Consider the following 17,436-nt stretch of genomic DNA (forward strand, 5'->3'; position numbering starts at 1 on the left):
GAATGGCATCACAGGGTAATACCGTGCTTGCCCAGGAACACGACGAACGCTTCTTCATCCAGCACCTTCAGCCCCAGCTCATTGGCCTTGGTCAACTTGGAACCTGCGCCCGGCCCGGCGACCACGCAGTGGGTCTTGGCCGACACCGAGCCCGCGACCTTGGCACCCAGGCTTTCGAGCTTGTCCTTGGCCACATCGCGGCTCATCAACTCCAGCGAACCGGTCAACACCCAGGTCTGCCCGGCCAGGGGCAAGCCTTCGACGATTTTCTTTTCGCTCTGCCAGTGCATGCCGAAATCGCTCAACTGCTTTTCGGCGGCCTCAGCGAGTTGGCGATTAGCCGCCAGGGCGAAGAATTCCCGCACCGAATTGGCCTGTTTCTCCGGCAACGCCTGACGCATGTCCAGCCAGTCGGCGTTCATCACCGCCTCCAGCGAACCAAACTTGTCAGCCAGCTTCTGCGCCCCGCCCGGCCCTACCGACGGAATGTGCAGCTTGTCGAGGAACCCGCCGAGGGTGGTGCTGGCGGAAAATTCGGCGCCCAGCTCGCCCTGGTCCTGAATCTGCAGGCCGTGCTTGAGCAGCGCCTTGATCACTTGCTGGTTGTGCGCATCTTCGAAGAAGCTGTGGATCTCGTGAGCCACTTCCAGGCCAACATCCGGCAAGTACGTGAGCACTTGCGGCAAGGCCTGCTGGACTCGCTCCAGGGAGCCGAGGGAGCGCGCCAGCACCTTGGCGGTCTCTTCGCCGACGTCGGGAATCCCCAGGGCATAGATGAAGCGTGCCAGGCCTGGTCGCTTGCTGTCCTCGATCGCACCGAGCAGTTTTTTGCTCGACAGTTCGGCAAAGCCTTCCAGATCGACAATGTCTTCGAACTTCAAGGCATACAGGTCCGCCGGCGAGCTCACCAGGCCTTCATCCACCAGTTGCTCGACGCTCTTGTCGCCCAGGCCTTCGATGTCCATGGCGCGCCGGGAGACAAAGTGAATGATCGCCTGCTTGAGTTGTGCACCGCAGGCCAGCCGGCCGACGCAGCGATACACCGCGCCTTCGCTGATGGTCTCGCGGCCCTTGCTGCGCTTAACCAGTTGCGTGCGCTCGACATGGGAGCCGCACACCGGACACTGCTCGGGAATCTGCACCGGCCGGGCATTGTCCGGGCGGCGCTCGGTGACCACTTGCACCACCTGCGGAATCACGTCACCGGCACGACGGATGATCACGGTGTCGCCGATCATCAAGCCCAGGCGCGCGACCTCGTCCATGTTGTGCAGGGTCGCATTGGCCACGGTGACGCCGGCCACCTTGACCGGCTTCAAGCGCGCCACCGGCGTCACGGCGCCGGTACGGCCTACCTGGAATTCCACATCGAGCAACTCGGTGAGTTCTTCCATGGCCGGGAATTTGTGCGCGATGGCCCAGCGCGGTTCGCGCGCGCGAAAACCCAGTTCACGCTGGGAGGCGATGCTGTTGACCTTGAACACCACGCCGTCGATTTCATAGGGCAGCGCATTACGGCGCTCACCGATGTCGCGGTAGTAATCCAGGCACTCATCAATGCCGTAGGCCAGTTTCAGCTCATGGCTGATCGGCAGGCCCCAGGCTTTGAGTTGCTTGAGATTGCCGATATGCGTGTCGGCAATGTCCGCCGAGACCTGGCCGATGCCGTAGCAACAGAATTCCAGGGGACGGTTGGCGGTGATCTTCGAATCCAGCTGGCGCAAGCTGCCGGCCGCCGCGTTGCGCGGATTGGCGAAGGTCTTGCCGCCGACTTCCAGTTGCGAGGCATTGAGCCGCTCGAACCCGGCCTTGGACATGAACACTTCGCCGCGCACTTCCAGGGTCGCCGGCCAGCCGCTGCCGTGCAGCTTGAGCGGGATATTGCGCACGGTGCGCACATTGACGCTGATGTCTTCACCGGTGGTGCCATCGCCGCGGGTCGCGCCGCGCACCAGCACGCCATCTTGATACAACAGACTGACCGCCAGGCCGTCGAGTTTGGGTTCACAGCTGTATTCCACCGCCGCGGCGGCGCCGAACAAATCGCCGGTCGGCAGATCCAGCCCTTCGTTGACCCGGCGATCGAACTCGCGCATGTCGGTTTCTTCGAAGGCGTTGCCGAGGCTGAGCATCGGCACTTCGTGGCGCACTTGAGTGAACGCCGACAGCGCCGCGCTGCCGACGCGCTGGGTCGGCGAGTCGCTGGTGATCAATTCGGGGTGGGCCGCTTCGAGGGCCTTGAGCTCCTGGAACAACCGATCGTATTCGGCGTCCGGAATGCTCGGCTCGTCCAGCACGTGGTAGCGATAGTTGTGCTGATCCAGCTCAGCGCGCAGCGCTGGAATGCGGTTTTTGGCGGCGGTCATTGGGTGTTCTCTCATAAAGCAAAAGAGCAGCCGAGGCTGCTCAATCTGTTGAAGCGGCGGAGATTCATTGTAGGAGCCAGGCTTGCCGGCGAAGGCGTACGTGAGATCGCCTTCGCCGGCAAGCCTGGCTCCTACAGATCAGCGCTTCTGGGTCAGGGCGCGGCGTTCGAATTCGACGATGCGCTGACGGTAATGCTCGATCGTCTGGGCAGTCAACACGCTGCGCTGGTCGTCTTTCAGTTCGCCGTTCAGTTCCTGGGACAGCTTGCGTGCCGCAGCCACCATCACGTCGAAGGCTTGCTTGGGATGACGCGGGCCAGGCAGGCCGAGGAAGAAGCTCACCGCCGGGGTGCTGAAGTGGTCGATGTCGTCCAGGTCGAAAACGCCTGGCTTGACCGCATTGGCCATCGAGAACAGGACTTCGCCATTACCGGCCATGCTTTCGTGGCGGTGGAAAATGTCCATCTCGCCGAAGCGCAGGCCGCTTTCCAAGATATTCTGCAACAGCGCCGGGCCCTTGAAGCCGGCAGCGTCGCGGCAGATCACACTGATCACCAGCACTTCTTCGGCTTGCGGCTGTTCCCTGTCGCTGGTCGAGTTCGAGACCTTGGTGTCGTCCGGGTAGTCGTCGTCATGGCTGCCGAAGCTCGGGCCGCCTTCCAGGTCCAGGTTGAGGTTCAGGTCGCCCTGGGATGGCTCGCCGCGCTTGCCACGCTTGGCACCTGAATCGCGCTGTTCACGGGCAGGCATGCTCACCGACGGCAGATCGTGCTCGTCCAGGTGCGGTTCTTTATGGGCATCCAACACCCGGGGCGGGCCCAACAGCTCGGCGCTGGTGTCCTCGTCCGGCAAATTGGACAGGTTCCGGTCAAGACGGAATTTCAGTTTTCCCTTGCCACCGCGCATGCGGCGCCAGCCGTCGAAAAGAATACCGGCAATGACAATAATGCCGATAAGGATCAGCCACTCGCGCAGACCGATTTCCATGTAATCCCGTGCCTCTATAAAAAATGCTGAAAAATAAGGGGTTTACAACTGGTAAACCGCTTTAAAACGTGGCGCCAACTCTATGTTCTGACAGGCGTTTTGCCCACGCATACGCTAAATTGACATTAAACTAGCACGACCCAAGGCAACTTTACACCGTCTGTCTCGATGGCTTGCGCGAATATGTCGATTGGCCAGCAAGTAGCGACCGATAATTCGTCCACCGCTCACGAATGCTCATCCTACATTGTCCTGCAAGCCCGACACTCAGGCATCGACCATCGCCATCGCCTCCTCGACATCCACCGCCACCAGCCGCGAACAACCCGGTTCGTGCATCGTCACCCCCATCAGCTGATCGGCCATTTCCATGGCGATCTTGTTGTGGGTGATATAGATGAACTGCACCGTCTGCGACATCTCCTTGACCAGCCGTGCGTAACGTCCAACGTTAGCGTCATCCAATGGCGCGTCAACCTCGTCGAGCATGCAAAACGGCGCCGGGTTCAATTTGAAGATGGCAAATACCAGGGCCAATGCGGTCAGGGCTTTTTCGCCACCGGAGAGCAAATGGATGGTGCTGTTCTTCTTTCCTGGCGGCCGCGCCATGATCGTTACCCCTGTATCGAGTAGATCTTCGCCCGTCAGTTCCAAATACGCGCTGCCTCCACCGAAAACTTTTGGGAAAAGTGCCTGAATTCCGGCATTGATCTGATCAAAGGTATCCTTGAAGCGGTTTCGGGTTTCTTTATCGATCTTGCGAATCACATTCTCGAGGGTGTCCAGCGCTTCCACCAGATCGTCGTTCTGGGCATCCAGATAACGTTTGCGCTCGGATTGCTGCTGGTATTCATCGATGGCCGCCAGGTTGATCGCGCCCAGGCGCTGGATCCGCGCCGCGATGCGTTCGAGCTCCTCTTCGGCGTCTTTCTCGTTGACCCCGGCCACCAGGGTGGCGAGCACGCCGTGCAGGTCGTAGCCGTCTTCGTGCAACTGATCTTCGAGGGCTTTGCGGCGCACGGTCAGGGCTTGCCATTCCATGCGTTGTTGTTCGAGCTGGCCACGGATCAATTGCGACTGCTGCTCGGCCTGGTTACGCCGTTTTTCCGCTTCGCGCAACTCGCGGTCGGCATCTTCCAGGGCGATCTGCGCGGTCTTGAGTTCTTCGTCGACGGTCATGCGCTTGTCGAGCAACTCTTCGAGCTTGAGGCGCAGCTCTTCCAGCGGTGCCTCGCCCTCCTCCAGGTTGAGGCTCAACTGTTCGCGTTTTTCGGTCAGGCGCTCGGACTGCATTTGCAGCCGTTCCAGCGCCTGGCGCGTGGAATCGTGCTGCGCCTTGAGCGAACCCAGGCGCACCGCCAGTTGGTGCGCATGATCCTTGTGCTGCCGGGCCTCCTGCCGCACCCGATCGAGGCGCTCGCGCAGGCTGTCGCGCTGGGCCAGCAGCAACTCGCGCTGCTCGGTATCGAGCGCCATGCTGTCGAGGGCTTCCTGCAATTGCAGGCGCGCTTCGCCGATGTTTTCGTGCTCCAGCGCGCGCTGCTCGCCGAGCTCGACCAACTCTTCATCCAGGCGGGTACGGCGCAGCGTCAGCTGTTCGACCTTGGCTTTGCCGGCGGACAGCTGAGCTTTCAATTCGCCCTGCTGACGGGCTTCATCCTGCAGCAGACGGCGCAGATGTTCGCGACCGTTTTCCTGCTGACGTTGCTGGGCCCGCAGGTTTTGCAAACGGGTTTCCAGGGCTTCCACCGTGGCTTCGCGCTCTTCGCGCTCAAGACCCAGGCGCTGGATTTCCTGGCCACGGGCCAGCACGCCACTTTCCGCTTCGCTGGCTCGACGCACGCGCAAGAAGTGCGGTCCGACCCAGTAGCCGTCGCGGCTGATCAAACTTTGGCCGGCGGTCAATTGACTGCGCAGGGCCAGGGCCTGTTCGAGACTTTCGACCGGCTTGACCTGCCCCAGCCACGGCGACAGATCGATCTGCGCCTCGACCTTGTCGAGCAAGCTGCCGGCCATGCGCACGCCATCGCTGGCCGGGCTGAGCAAACGCAGATCACCCTGGGCAAAGCCGGCCAGGTCGAAATCGCCGAAATCATCCACCAGCACCGCTTGCAGGTCGGCGCCGAGCACGGTCTCCACCGCCAACTCCCAGCCGGCTTGCACCTTCAGGCCTTCGGCCAGGCGCGGGCGATCCGCCAGGTGCTGTTCGCGCAGCCATTCGGCGGTGCCGGTGCCGGGATCGAGTGCGGCTTGCTGCAAGGCTTCCAGGGAAGCGAGGCGCCCGTTGAGGCGCTGCAAATCACCCTGGGCCTGCTGCTGCGCCGTCAGCGCTTGCTGCAGTTCCTGACGCAGCTGCTCCAGGCGTTCGACCTGGGCTTCTTCGCTGGCCTGCAAGTCTTCCAGGGTCGCTTCACTCGCGGCCAACTGCTCGCCGAGTTCCATGATCGCCGCGTCTTCCGGATCCGCCGAGAGCAAGGCGCGCTCTTCGCCCAGACGCTTCTGTCGGTCGGCCAGGCGTTCCATGCTGGTTTCCAGCTGCTGGATCCGCGACTGCTGGACTTCCGCCTGCCGCCGCGGCTCGGCCGCCGTGAGGTTGAAGGTGTCCCACTGCTCCTGCCAGCCGTGCATGGTGGTTTCGGATTCCTCCAGCGCGGCGGCCGCTTCTTCGGCGGCGGCGCTGGTGACTTCCTGTTCCGGGGTGAGCATGTCCAGCTCTTCGCCCAGGGTCAGCAGCAACGTGCGGTCGTGCTCCAGGTGAGATTCGGTTTCCAGGCGCGCGCGCTCGGCTTCCTTCAGGTCATCCTGCAACTGACGCAAACGTTGCTGTCCGTGCTGGATGCTCTGCTCGACCCGGGCGATGTCGCCGCCGACCGAATAGAAGCGCCCCTGCACCAGATTGAAGCGTTCGGACAGGTCGTGGTGCCCGTCGCGCAGGCGTTCGATCGCCGCGTCGGCATTGCGCTGCTCGGCCACCAGGGCTTCGAAGGTGACTTCCTGGGTGCCGATGATCGCTTCGCGCTGGCCGACCTGTTCGTTCAACGCCTGCCAGCGCAGGGCCGAGAGTTGGGCCTTGAGCTGACGCTCCTCGCCTTTGAATTCCTGATACTTCTTCGCCGCCTCGGCCTGGCGGTGCAAGCGTTCGAGCTGACGTTCGAGCTCTTCGCGCAGGTCGGTCAGGCGGGCGAGGTTTTCGTGGGTGCGGCGGATGCGGTTTTCGGTCTCGCGCCGGCGCTCCTTGTACTTGGAGATGCCGGCCGCTTCTTCGATGAAGTTGCGCAGGTCTTCCGGCTTGGCTTCGATCAGCTTGGAGATCATCCCCTGCTCGATGATCGAATAGCTGCGCGGGCCGAGGCCGGTACCGAGAAAGATGTCGGTGATGTCACGACGACGGCATTTGCTGCCGTTGAGGAAATAACTGTTCTGGCTGTCGCGGGTGACTTTGCGGCGAATGGAAATTTCGGCGTAGGCCGCGTATTCGCCGATCAAGGTGCCATCGGAGTTATCGAACACCAGTTCGATGCTCGCCTGGCTCACCGGTTTGCGGCTGGTGGAGCCGTTGAAGATGACATCGGTCATCGACTCGCCGCGCAAGTTCTTGGCCGAGCTCTCGCCCATCACCCAACGGACGGCGTCGATGATGTTCGACTTGCCGCACCCGTTGGGCCCGACCACTGCCGCCATGTTACTGGGGAAGTTCACCGTGGTCGGGTCGACGAAGGATTTGAACCCCGCCAGCTTGATGCACTTGAGCCGCACGCTTAAGCGTCCGTCAGGGCGGAAACCACCAGATCGCAGCTGCGCTGGGCGTAGGCCGTCAGCACCTCGCGGATCTGCGGAAAGTCACGGGCCAGCACGGCGGCGAGCAGGCGTTCGAACAGTTCGAGGAACTCGCTCATCGAGGCCTTGCGCTGGTCCAGGGCGAGGAAATACGCACGGCTCATGGCCGGCTGCAGATTCTCGACGGTCTCTTGCAAATACGGGTTATTGGCAAACGGGTACGCGGCGCGCATCACGTTGAAGCTGTCATCGACGAAGGTGCGGATGTCCTGGCGTTCGTAGCTGGCGGTCAGGCGCTGCTGGATCTGCACGAACGGCGCCATGTCGGCCTGGACTTGCCAGCCACTGGCCACGGCGTTGCCGAGCAGGATGTACAACTCGCTCATCAGCGCGCACAGGCTCTGCACCTTGTGGACGGTGAGCTCGGTGACATGGGCGCCCCGTCGCGGCAGGATCGCGATCAAGTGGCGACGCTCGAGGATCAACAGGGCTTCGCGAACCGAACCGCGGCTGACATTGAGGGCCAGCGTGACCTTCTGTTCCTGGATGCGCTCTCCGGGCTTCATTTCGCCGCGAATGATGCGTTCGGCGAGGTGGTGAGCGATTTGCTCGGCGAGGCTGTCCGGCGCCTTGAACGTCATGGTTGTCCTTCAAACTCTTCGATTTGCACAAGCGGCGCAGTGTAACGCAATTGATCTGTCAGGGCGGAGTGCCCGCCACGCGGTTTTTGGCACGATTCAAGCAAAAAGCAGGCTGGCGAACCAGGGTCAATACTGAAGAAAACCGGTCGTTGATCGACATTTGATAATTTCCTGACCTTTAAGTCAGAAAATCATTGACCGAAAAGTCAGACCTGCTAAATTCGGTTCATGTCGGTTAACAACAATAATGAGTCTGCGAGGCCTTCCGTGATCCAGTTTTTACTTAACCAGGAACTCCGTAGCGAGCACGCCCTGGACCCGAACCTGACCGTGCTCAATTATCTGCGCGACCATGTGGGCAAACCCGGCACCAAAGAAGGCTGCGCCAGCGGTGACTGCGGCGCATGCACGGTGGTGGTCGGCGAACTCCAGACCGATGACGACGGCCGCGAGCACATTCGCTATCGCAGCCTCAATTCGTGCCTGACCTTTGTTTCGTCGCTGCATGGCAAACAACTGATCAGCGTTGAAGACCTCAAGCACCAGGGCGAACTGCATAGCGTGCAGAAAGCCATGGTTGAGTGCCACGGCTCGCAATGCGGCTTCTGCACCCCGGGCTTCGTCATGTCGCTGTTCGCCCTGCAAAAGAACAGCGACGCGCCCGACGCCCACAAGGCTCACGAAGCCCTGGCGGGCAACCTGTGCCGCTGCACCGGTTACCGGCCGATTCTGCAAGCCGCCGAACAGTCCTGCTGTGGCCGGCAAACGGACCAGTTCGATGCCCGTGAAGCCGACACCATCGCTCGCTTGAAAGCCATCGCCCCCACCGACATCGGCGAACTCAACAGCGGCGACAAACGCTGCCTGGTGCCGCTGACCGTGGCCGACCTGGCCGACCTCTACGACGCTTATCCACAAGCGCGTCTGCTGGCCGGCGGTACCGATCTGGCCTTGGAGGTCACGCAGTTCCACCGCACCTTGCCGGTGATGATTTATGTCGGCAACGTCGCCGAGATGAAGCGCATCGAAGTGTTCGACGATCGCCTGGAAATCGGCGCCGCCACCGCCCTCTCCGATTGCTACGACGCCTTGAAGGCCGAATACCCGGACTTCGGCGAACTGCTGCAGCGTTTCGCCTCGTTGCAGATCCGCAACCAGGGCACCCTCGGCGGCAACATTGGCAACGCCTCGCCGATTGGTGACTCGCCACCGCTATTGATTGCCTTGGGCGCGCAGATCGTGTTGTGCAAGGGCGAAACCCGCCGCACCCTGGCGCTGGAAGATTACTTCATCGATTACCGGGTGACGGCGCGTCAGGAAAGCGAGTTCATCGAGAAGATCATCGTGCCCCGTGCCAGCGTCGAACAACTGTTCCGCGCTTATAAAGTGTCCAAACGCCTGGACGATGACATTTCCGCGGTCTGCGCTGCATTCAATCTGCGCATCGACACCGGCGTCATTGTCGACGCACGCATTGCCTTCGGTGGCATGGCGGCCATCCCGAAACGCGCCAGCCATTGCGAAGCCGTGTTGCTCGGCTCACCGTTCAACAACGCCACCGTCGAACGCGCCTGCGCCGCACTGGCCGAAGACTTCACGCCGCTCTCGGACTTCCGCGCCAGCAAGGAGTACCGCCTGCTCAGCGCGCAGAACCTGCTGCGCAAATACTTCATCGAACTGCAAACACCGCACATCGAGACTCGGGTGACCGCTTATGTCTAACCATCACGCCGTAGAGAAGACCCAGGCCGAACTGGCTGAGTTGTTCGCCAAGGACCTGACCACCGGTGTCGGCCGCAGCGTCAAGCACGACAGCGCCGCCAAGCATGTGTCCGGCGAAGCGCAGTACATCGACGACCGGCTGGAATTCCCGAATCAGCTGCACGTTTACGCACGGCTGTCGGACCGCGCCCACGCGAAAATCATCAGCATCGACACCAGCCCGTGCTACGCCTTCGAAGGCGTGCGCATCGCCATCACCCACGAAGACGTGCCGGGCCTGAAAGACATCGGCCCCTTGCTGCCGGGCGATCCGCTGCTGGCCATCGATGACGTGCAGTTCGTCGGCCAACCGGTGCTCGCCGTCGCGGCGAAAGACCTGGAAACCGCGCGCAAGGCCGCGATGGCCGCGATCATCGAATACGAAGATCTCGAGCCGGTACTGGACGTGGTCGAAGCCCTGCGCAAACGCCATTTCGTGCTCGACAGTCACACCCATCAGCGGGGCGATTCGGCCAACGCCCTGGCGACGGCTGAACATCGGATTCAAGGCACGCTGCACATCGGCGGCCAGGAACACTTCTACCTCGAAACCCAGATTTCCTCGGTAATGCCGACTGAAGACGGCGGGATGATCGTCTATTGCTCGACCCAGAACCCCACCGAAGTGCAGAAACTGGTGGCCGAGGTGCTGGACGTGTCGATGAACAAGATCGTCGTCGACATGCGCCGCATGGGCGGCGGTTTCGGCGGCAAGGAAACCCAGGCGGCGAGCCCTGCATGCCTGTGCGCAGTGATCGCGCACCTCACCGGCCAGCCGACCAAAATGCGCCTGCCGCGGGTCGAAGACATGCTAATGACCGGCAAGCGTCACCCGTTCTACGTCGAGTACGACGTCGGCTTCGACAGCACCGGCCGCCTGCACGGCATCGCCCTGGAACTGGCCGGCAACTGCGGTTGCTCACCGGATCTCTCGGCATCGATCGTCGACCGGGCGATGTTCCACGCCGACAACTCTTACTACCTGGGCGATGCGACCATCAACGGTCACCGCTGCAAGACCAACACCGCGTCGAACACCGCTTACCGTGGCTTCGGCGGCCCGCAAGGGATGGTGGCCATCGAAGAAGTGATGGACGCGATTGCCCGCCATCTGGCCCTGGATCCATTGGCGGTGCGCAAGGCCAACTACTATGGCAAGACCGAGCGTAACGTCACCCACTACTACCAGACCGTCGAGCACAACATGCTCGAGGAAATGACCGCCGAACTGGAACAAAGCAGCCAGTACGCCGAGCGCCGCGAAGCGATCCGTCGCTACAACGCCAACAGCCCGATCCTGAAAAAGGGCCTGGCGCTGACTCCGGTGAAATTCGGGATTTCCTTCACTGCCAGCTTCCTGAACCAGGCCGGCGCGCTGATCCATATCTACACCGACGGCAGTATTCATCTGAACCATGGCGGCACCGAAATGGGCCAGGGCTTGAACACCAAGGTGGCGCAGGTGGTGGCTGAAGTGTTCCAGGTGGAAATGGACCGCGTGCAGATCACCGCGACCAACACCGACAAGGTGCCGAACACCTCGCCCACCGCTGCTTCCAGTGGTGCCGACCTCAATGGTAAAGCGGCACAGAACGCCGCTGAAATCATCAAGAAGCGTTTGGTTGAGTTTGCCGCGCGGCAGTACAAGGTCAGCGAAGAAGATGTGGAGTTCCACAACGGCCACGTGCGGGTTCGCGATCATATCCTGACCTTCGAGTCGCTGATCCAGCAGGCGTATTTCGCCCAGGTGTCGCTGTCGAGCACCGGGTTCTACAAGACTCCGAAAATCTACTACGACCGCAGCCAGGCCCGCGGCCGGCCGTTCTACTACTACGCCTTCGGCGCGGCCTGCTGCGAGGTGATCGTCGACACCCTGACCGGCGAGTACAAGATGCTGCGCACCGACATCCTCCACGACGTCGGCGACTCGTTGAACCCGGCCATCGACATCGGTCAGGTCGAGGGCGGTTTCATCCAGGGCATGGGCTGGCTGACCATGGAAGAGCTGGTGTGGAACAACAAGGGCAAGTTGATGACCAACGGCCCGGCGAGCTACAAGATCCCGGCGGTGGCGGACATGCCGCTGGACCTGCGGGTGAAGCTGGTGGAAAACCGCAAGAACCCGGAAGACACGGTGTTTCATTCCAAGGCCGTGGGTGAGCCGCCGTTCATGCTGGGCATTGCGTCGTGGTGTGCGATCAAGGATGCCGTGGCGAGCCTCGGTGACTACCGGCATCAACCGAAAATCGATGCGCCGGCGACGCCGGAGCGGGTGTTGTGGGGGTGTGAGCAGATGCGGCAGTTGAAGGTGGTGAAGGCTGCCGAGGTTGAGCCGGAGTTGGCTTCGCTCTAAATCCGAAGCGCGGCCTTCGCGGGCAAGCCTCGCTCCTACAGGGGAACGCGATCAACTGTAGGAGCGAGGCTTGCCCGCGAAGAGGCCCCAACAGACAACACAGATGTCGAGGTGAATATGTACAACTGGATCGACGCCCTCGCCGACCTGCAATCAAAGGGTGAACCCTGCGTGCTGGTGACCATTATCGAAGAGCTCGGCTCGACGCCGCGCAATGCCGGCTCGAAGATGGTCATCAGCGCCACCCAGGCCTTCGACACCATCGGTGGCGGGCATCTGGAATACAAGGCCATGCAGATCGGCCGCGAGATGCTCGCCAGCGGCAAGCAGAACACTCATCTGGAGCGTTTCAGCCTCGGCGCCAGCCTCGGCCAGTGCTGTGGCGGTGTGACCGTGTTGCTGTTCGAACCGATGGGCCAGGTCCAGGCACAGATCGCCGTGTTTGGCGCCGGGCATGTCGGCCGCGCGTTGGTGCCGCTGCTCGCCAGCTTGCCTTGCCGGGTGCGCTGGATCGACTCGCGGGAAGCGGAATTTCCGGATCAGATCCCCCACGGCGTGCGCAAAATCGTCGCCGAAGAACCGGTCGATGAAATCGACGACCTGCCCGCCGGCAGTTACTGCATCGTCATGACCCACAACCACCAGCTCGACCTCGAACTCACCGCCGCGATCCTCAAGCGCAACGACTTTGCCTACTTCGGCCTGATCGGTTCGAAGACCAAACGCGTGAAGTTCGAACACCGCCTGCGTGAACGGGGCTTCGACAACGCCGTGCTGCAACGCATGCGCTGCCCCATGGGTATCGGCGAAGTCAAAGGCAAATTGCCTGTGGAAATCGCCGTCTCCATCGCCGGCGAGATCATCGCCACCTATAACGCCGATTTCGGCCAGCACACGGCCAGCGCCGGATCCTCGATTGCCAAGATGCTGCCTGCTTCACGCCGCAGTCAGGCCACGAACCTGAAAGCGTCAAACTGACAAGCCTCATAAATAGAGAACCACCATGCCTCTGACTCGCAAAGCCTACCGTGCCGCCATTCTGCACAGCATCGCCGATCCCGCCGAAGTGGGGATCGAAGCCTCTTATGAGTATTTTGAAGACGGTCTGCTGGTGATCGATAACGGTAAGATCAGCGCCCTTGGTCACGCCAGCGAACTGCTGCCGATCCTGCCGGCCGACATCGAGATCACCCATTACCAGGATGCGCTGATCACCCCGGGCTTCATCGACACCCACATCCACCTGCCGCAAACCGGCATGGTCGGCGCCTACGGCGAGCAACTGCTGGACTGGCTCAACACCTACACCTTCCCCTGCGAAAGCCAGTTCGCCGACAAGGCCCACGCCGATGAAGTCGCTGGCATTTTCATCAAGGAACTGCTGCGCAACGGCACCACCACCGCGCTGGTGTTCGGCAGCGTGCATCCGCAATCGGTGAACTCGTTCTTCGAGGCGGCCGAACAACTGGACCTGCGGATGATCGCCGGCAAGGTGATGATGGATCGCAACGCACCGGACTACCTGACCGATACCGCTGAATCCAGCTATGTGCAAAGCAAGGCGCTGATCGAGCGCTGGCACGGCAAGGGTCGTCTGCACTATGCGGTCACACCGCGTTTTGCCCCGACCAGCACCCCGGAGCAACTGACCCTCGCCGGCCAGTTGCTGAGTGAATACCCGGATCTGTACATGCAGACCCACATCAGCGAAAACCTCAAGGAAGTCGAGTGGGTCAAGGCGCTGTTCCCGGAGCGCAAGGGTTACCTGGACGTATACGATCACTACCAGTTGCTGGGTGAGCGCTCGGTGTTCGCCCACGGCGTGCACCTGTGCGACGACGAGTGCGCCCGCCTGGCCGAAACCGGCTCGGCCATCGCCTTCTGCCCGACTTCGAACTTCTTCCTCGGCAGTGGCCTGTTCAACCTGCCGATGGCCGAAAAGCACAAGCTCAATGTCGGTTTGGGCACGGACGTCGGCGGCGGCACCAGTTTCTCGCTGCTGCAAACGTTGAACGAAGCGTACAAGGTCATGCAGATGCAAGGTGCACGGTTGAGCCCGTTCAAATCGCTGTACCTGGCCACCCTCGGTGGGGCGCGTGCGCTGCGCCTGGAAGACAAGATCGGCACCCTGCAACCGGGCACCGATGCGGACTTCCTGGTACTGGATTACAACGCCACGCCGCTGTTGAGCTATCGCTTGAAGCAGGCCAACAACATTGCCGAGACGTTGTTTGTGTTGATGACGCTGGGGGATGACCGGACTGTGTTGCAGACTTATGCGGCGGGGAATCAGGTGCATCAGCGGTAGGTTATTTCGGGCATAAAAAATCCCCCGCAATCTTTGGTTGCGGGGGATTTTTTATGCTTTGGGAGCGAGCTTGCTCGCGATGGGCTTGAGAACGCCACGGGGGGTCAGGCTTCACGCGTAATCGTTAACGACCTTCGCGAGCAAGCTCGCTCCCACAGTTGATCTCCATTGTTTGCAAGACCTGCATTCAACCCGGATCCCTGTGTTTGCAAGATCTGCATTCAACACAAAACCCTGTGGGAGCGAGCTTGCTCGCGATGGGCTTGAGGACGCCACGGGGGGTCAGGCTTCACGCGTAATCGTTAACGACCTTCGTCGGAACGCCGCCCGGAGCAAGCTCGCTCCTACAGCTTGGCCGCAGGCCGCCCCGGCTTCTTGGTCTGCAACAAATGCGAGAACACCGCATGCAAATCATCCGACGCACTTTCCTCGTCAAGGTTGAGCTTGCTGTCGATGTGATTCATGTGATGCATCATCAAGTTCACCGCCAGCTCAGCGTTGCGTGCCTCGATGGCATTGATCAGCTGGGTGTGTTCGTCGTAGGAGCAGTGGGAACGGTTGCCGCTTTCATACTGGGCGATGATCAGCGAAGTCTGCGACACCAGGCTGCGCTGGAAGCTGATCAAGGGGGCATTCTTCGCCGCTTCGGCCAACTTCAGGTGGAACTCGCCCGACAGACGGATACCAGCCCCCCGATCACCACGGGAGAAGCTGTCGCGCTCGTCGTCGACCATCTGGCGCAATTCGGCGATCTGCTCGGCGGTGGCGTGCTGCACGGCCAGTTCAGTGATCGCGCGTTCCACCAGACGCCGGGCCAGGAACACCTGGCGGGCTTCTTCGACACTCGGGCTGGCGACGACAGCGCCGCGGTTCGGACGCAGCAGCACGACGCCTTCATGGGCCAGGCGCGACAGCGCACGGCGAATGATGGTGCGACTGACCCCGAAAATTTCCCCCAGCGCTTCTTCGCTCAACTTGGTGCCGGGCGCCAGACGCTGTTCGAGGATGGCCTCGAAGATATGCGCGTAGACAATATCGTCCTGGGTACCGCTGCGGCCGGCTTTGCCTGCGCGCGGTTGTTTCTTTAGGGGCTGCAACTGTTCGTTCATGGGCACTCGAGTCGGTAGAACGGCGGCGAATTGACCGTGACTGTAATACGGCACAGTGGGTCACTGGCAAGTATCGCTTAAAAAACACTGCGATTGTACACAATGGCCGGTGGCAACACGACTGTACGGCTGTTTGTCGCCTTTGCTGTATTGCAACGGTCCATTACGTTTGAGTTTAGGCTTGATCGCAGAATCCGCCGCGTAGGCGATCCCCTGTAGGAGCGAGACTTGCCCGCGAAGCAGACGGTGCGGTTTATCAGTTGAACCGCATTATCGTTCTTCGCGGGTAAGCCTCGCTCCTACAGAGGATTGCGGTGTTGCGGATATATTCAAACGTATAAGGAACACCGCTGTCATGACCGACGCCACGCACACGCAGCTTCGCCCCCTGGCCGACACCTCACCCTCGGCCATCGTCGCCGGCTTCATCGCGATGATGACCGGCTACACCAGCTCCCTGGTGCTGATGTTCCAGGCCGGGCAAGCGGCGGGCCTGAGCAGTGGGCAGATTTCATCGTGGATCTGGGCGATTTCGATCGGCATGGCGGTGTGCTCGATCGGCCTGTCGCTGCGTTATCGCACGCCCATTACCATCGCCTGGTCGACCCCCGGCGCGGCCTTGCTGATCACCAGCCTGGGCGGCGTGAGCTACGGCGAAGCCATCGGCGCCTACATCACTTGCGCGGTGTTGGTGACGGCCTGCGGGTTGACCGGCAGCTTCGAGCGCCTGGTGAAAAGGATCCCGGCCTCCTTGGCCGCGGCCTTGCTGGCCGGGATTCTGTTCAAGATCGGCAGCGAAATCTTCGTCGCCGCGCAACATCGCACCTCGCTGGTGCTGGGCATGTTCTTCACTTATCTGCTGGTCAAGCGCCTGTCCCCGCGTTATGCGGTACTGGCGGCATTGCTGATCGGCACAGGGCTGTCGGGCTTGATGGGGTTGCTGGATTTCAGCGGTTTCCATCTGGAACTGGCGACGCCAGTCTGGACCACGCCGCACTTCTCCCTGGCCGCGACCATCAGCATCGGCATCCCGCTGTTCGTGGTGGCGATGACGTCGCAGAACATGCCGGGCATCGCCGTGTTGCGCGCCGACGGTTACACGGTGCCGGCCTCGCCATTGATCACCACCACCGGCATTGCCTCGTTGCTGCTGGCCCCCTTCGGCTCGCACGGGATCAACCTGGCGGCCATCAGCGCGGCGATCTGCACCGGGCCCCATGCCCATGAGGATCGTCACAAGCGCTACACGGCAGCTGTCTGGTGCGGGATTTTCTACGGCATCGCGGGGGTGTTCGGCGCGACGCTGGCGGCGCTGTTTGCCGCATTGCCTAAAGAGCTGGTGCTGTCGATTGCCGCGCTGGCGCTGTTCGGCTCGATCATCAATGGCCTGAGCATTGCCATGGCGCAAGTGCAGGAACGGGAAGCGGCGCTGATCACCTTCATGGTCACGGCGTCGGGCTTGACGCTGTTTTCCATCGGGTCGGCGTTCTGGGGGATTGTGGCGGGGGTGTTGACGTTGGTAATTCTGAACTGGCGTAAAGCCTGAGGGCCCCTTCGCGGGCAAGCCTCGCTCCTACAAGGGCTACACGCTGAACCTGTAGGAGCGAGGCTTGCCCGCGAAGGCATTCCCGAGATCGACATCGCAGGCCAAGCCAAGCGCCTACAAAGAGCAGGCATAAAAAAACGGCGACCCTCGGGTCGCCGTTTTTCATGACATCAAGCTACCGGATTGATCGGCTTTTCCGGGTACCAGACGTCGATCAGCGGGCTGACGGTCGCTTCCGTCAGTTCGCTGCGGCCCTTGAGCCAGGCTTCGACAGCGGCACGCTGCTCTTCGGACACCGAGCCACGCTTCTGCAGGCAAACCAGACCGAAGTCGTCGCCGCCAACATAGCCCAGACCGTTGGCTTCCATGGCTTCTTTGAGGAATGCGTCGAGGAAAGCATCAATGGCTTCATCAGCCAAATCTTCTTTGAAATCCAGGTTCAGCTCGAAACCCAGCTCTTGAAATTCATCGACGCACAGTTTTTTGCGCAGACGCTGGGAACGGTTAGTCGCCATTGGAACAATCCTCATAAGTAATAACGGGCGGCACTTTAGCAGTTTAAGCCGCCGATTGCCCGTCTCTCGGCGG

General features: G+C 61.3%; 11 protein-coding genes. 5 read left to right on the plus strand and 6 right to left on the minus strand.

What is annotated here, in order from left to right; translation table 11 throughout:
• Positions 1 to 8: 8 nt before the first annotated feature.
• From ligA to PMA3_RS20335, 4 genes are all read right to left on the minus strand, one after another.
• Complete coding sequence (ligA, locus tag PMA3_RS20320) at positions 9 to 2,366, minus strand: NAD-dependent DNA ligase LigA (protein WP_064678861.1); 2,358 nt, start codon at positions 2,364 to 2,366, stop codon at positions 9 to 11.
• A gap of 138 nt (positions 2,367 to 2,504) precedes the next feature.
• Positions 2,505 to 3,353 carry a cell division protein ZipA gene (gene zipA, locus PMA3_RS20325; protein WP_064678862.1) on the minus strand — a complete coding sequence of 283 codons (849 nt, stop codon included), beginning with the start codon at positions 3,351 to 3,353 and terminating at the stop codon, positions 2,505 to 2,507.
• A 267-nt stretch (positions 3,354 to 3,620) separates the two neighbouring features.
• Positions 3,621 to 7,109 carry a chromosome segregation protein SMC gene (gene smc, locus PMA3_RS20330; RefSeq protein WP_064678863.1) on the minus strand — a complete coding sequence of 1,163 codons (3,489 nt, stop codon included), beginning with the start codon at positions 7,107 to 7,109 and terminating at the stop codon, positions 3,621 to 3,623.
• Between the two features lie 2 nt (positions 7,110 to 7,111).
• On the minus strand, positions 7,112 to 7,771 hold the full coding sequence (locus tag PMA3_RS20335; RefSeq protein ID WP_064678864.1) for a GntR family transcriptional regulator: 660 nt from the start codon (positions 7,769 to 7,771) through the stop codon (positions 7,112 to 7,114).
• A gap of 267 nt (positions 7,772 to 8,038) precedes the next feature.
• Between PMA3_RS20335 and xdhA the strand changes: the two genes are divergently transcribed.
• The 4 genes from xdhA (at position 8,039) to guaD (ending at position 14,193) form a co-directional block, all read left to right on the plus strand.
• Positions 8,039 to 9,493 (plus strand): xanthine dehydrogenase small subunit, encoded by a 1,455-nt coding sequence (xdhA, locus tag PMA3_RS20340; protein ID WP_064678865.1) that lies wholly within the window; start codon positions 8,039 to 8,041, stop codon positions 9,491 to 9,493.
• Positions 9,486 to 11,885, plus strand: coding sequence for a xanthine dehydrogenase molybdopterin binding subunit (gene xdhB / locus PMA3_RS20345; protein WP_064678866.1), 2,400 nt, complete (start codon positions 9,486 to 9,488; stop codon positions 11,883 to 11,885). Before xdhA ends, xdhB begins: the two co-directional genes overlap by 8 nt.
• A 117-nt stretch (positions 11,886 to 12,002) precedes the next feature.
• Positions 12,003 to 12,863 carry a xanthine dehydrogenase accessory protein XdhC gene (gene xdhC / locus PMA3_RS20350; protein WP_064678867.1) on the plus strand — a complete coding sequence of 287 codons (861 nt, stop codon included), beginning with the start codon at positions 12,003 to 12,005 and terminating at the stop codon, positions 12,861 to 12,863.
• Between the two features lie 25 nt (positions 12,864 to 12,888).
• Positions 12,889 to 14,193, plus strand: a complete 1,305-nt coding sequence (gene guaD / locus PMA3_RS20355; protein ID WP_064678868.1) for a guanine deaminase — start codon at positions 12,889 to 12,891, stop codon at positions 14,191 to 14,193.
• 344 nt (positions 14,194 to 14,537) lie between these two features.
• Here guaD and PMA3_RS20360 read toward each other — a convergent pair whose 3' ends face one another.
• Positions 14,538 to 15,302 carry a GntR family transcriptional regulator gene (locus PMA3_RS20360; RefSeq protein ID WP_064678869.1) on the minus strand — a complete coding sequence of 255 codons (765 nt, stop codon included), beginning with the start codon at positions 15,300 to 15,302 and terminating at the stop codon, positions 14,538 to 14,540.
• 355 nt (positions 15,303 to 15,657) lie between these two features.
• On the opposite strand from PMA3_RS20360, the gene PMA3_RS20365 reads away from it, so the two are divergent.
• A complete protein-coding gene (locus PMA3_RS20365) occupies positions 15,658 to 16,848 on the plus strand; it encodes a benzoate/H(+) symporter BenE family transporter (RefSeq protein ID WP_064678870.1) in 1,191 nt (396 codons plus the stop codon).
• Between the two features lie 170 nt (positions 16,849 to 17,018).
• Here PMA3_RS20365 and PMA3_RS20370 read toward each other — a convergent pair whose 3' ends face one another.
• Positions 17,019 to 17,363 carry a YggL family protein gene (locus PMA3_RS20370; RefSeq protein WP_007896965.1) on the minus strand — a complete coding sequence of 115 codons (345 nt, stop codon included), beginning with the start codon at positions 17,361 to 17,363 and terminating at the stop codon, positions 17,019 to 17,021.
• Positions 17,364 to 17,436: the final 73 nt, after the last annotated feature.

The organism is Pseudomonas silesiensis, from assembly GCF_001661075.1.
GTDB classification, from domain to species: Bacteria; Pseudomonadota; Gammaproteobacteria; order Pseudomonadales; family Pseudomonadaceae; genus Aquipseudomonas; species Aquipseudomonas silesiensis.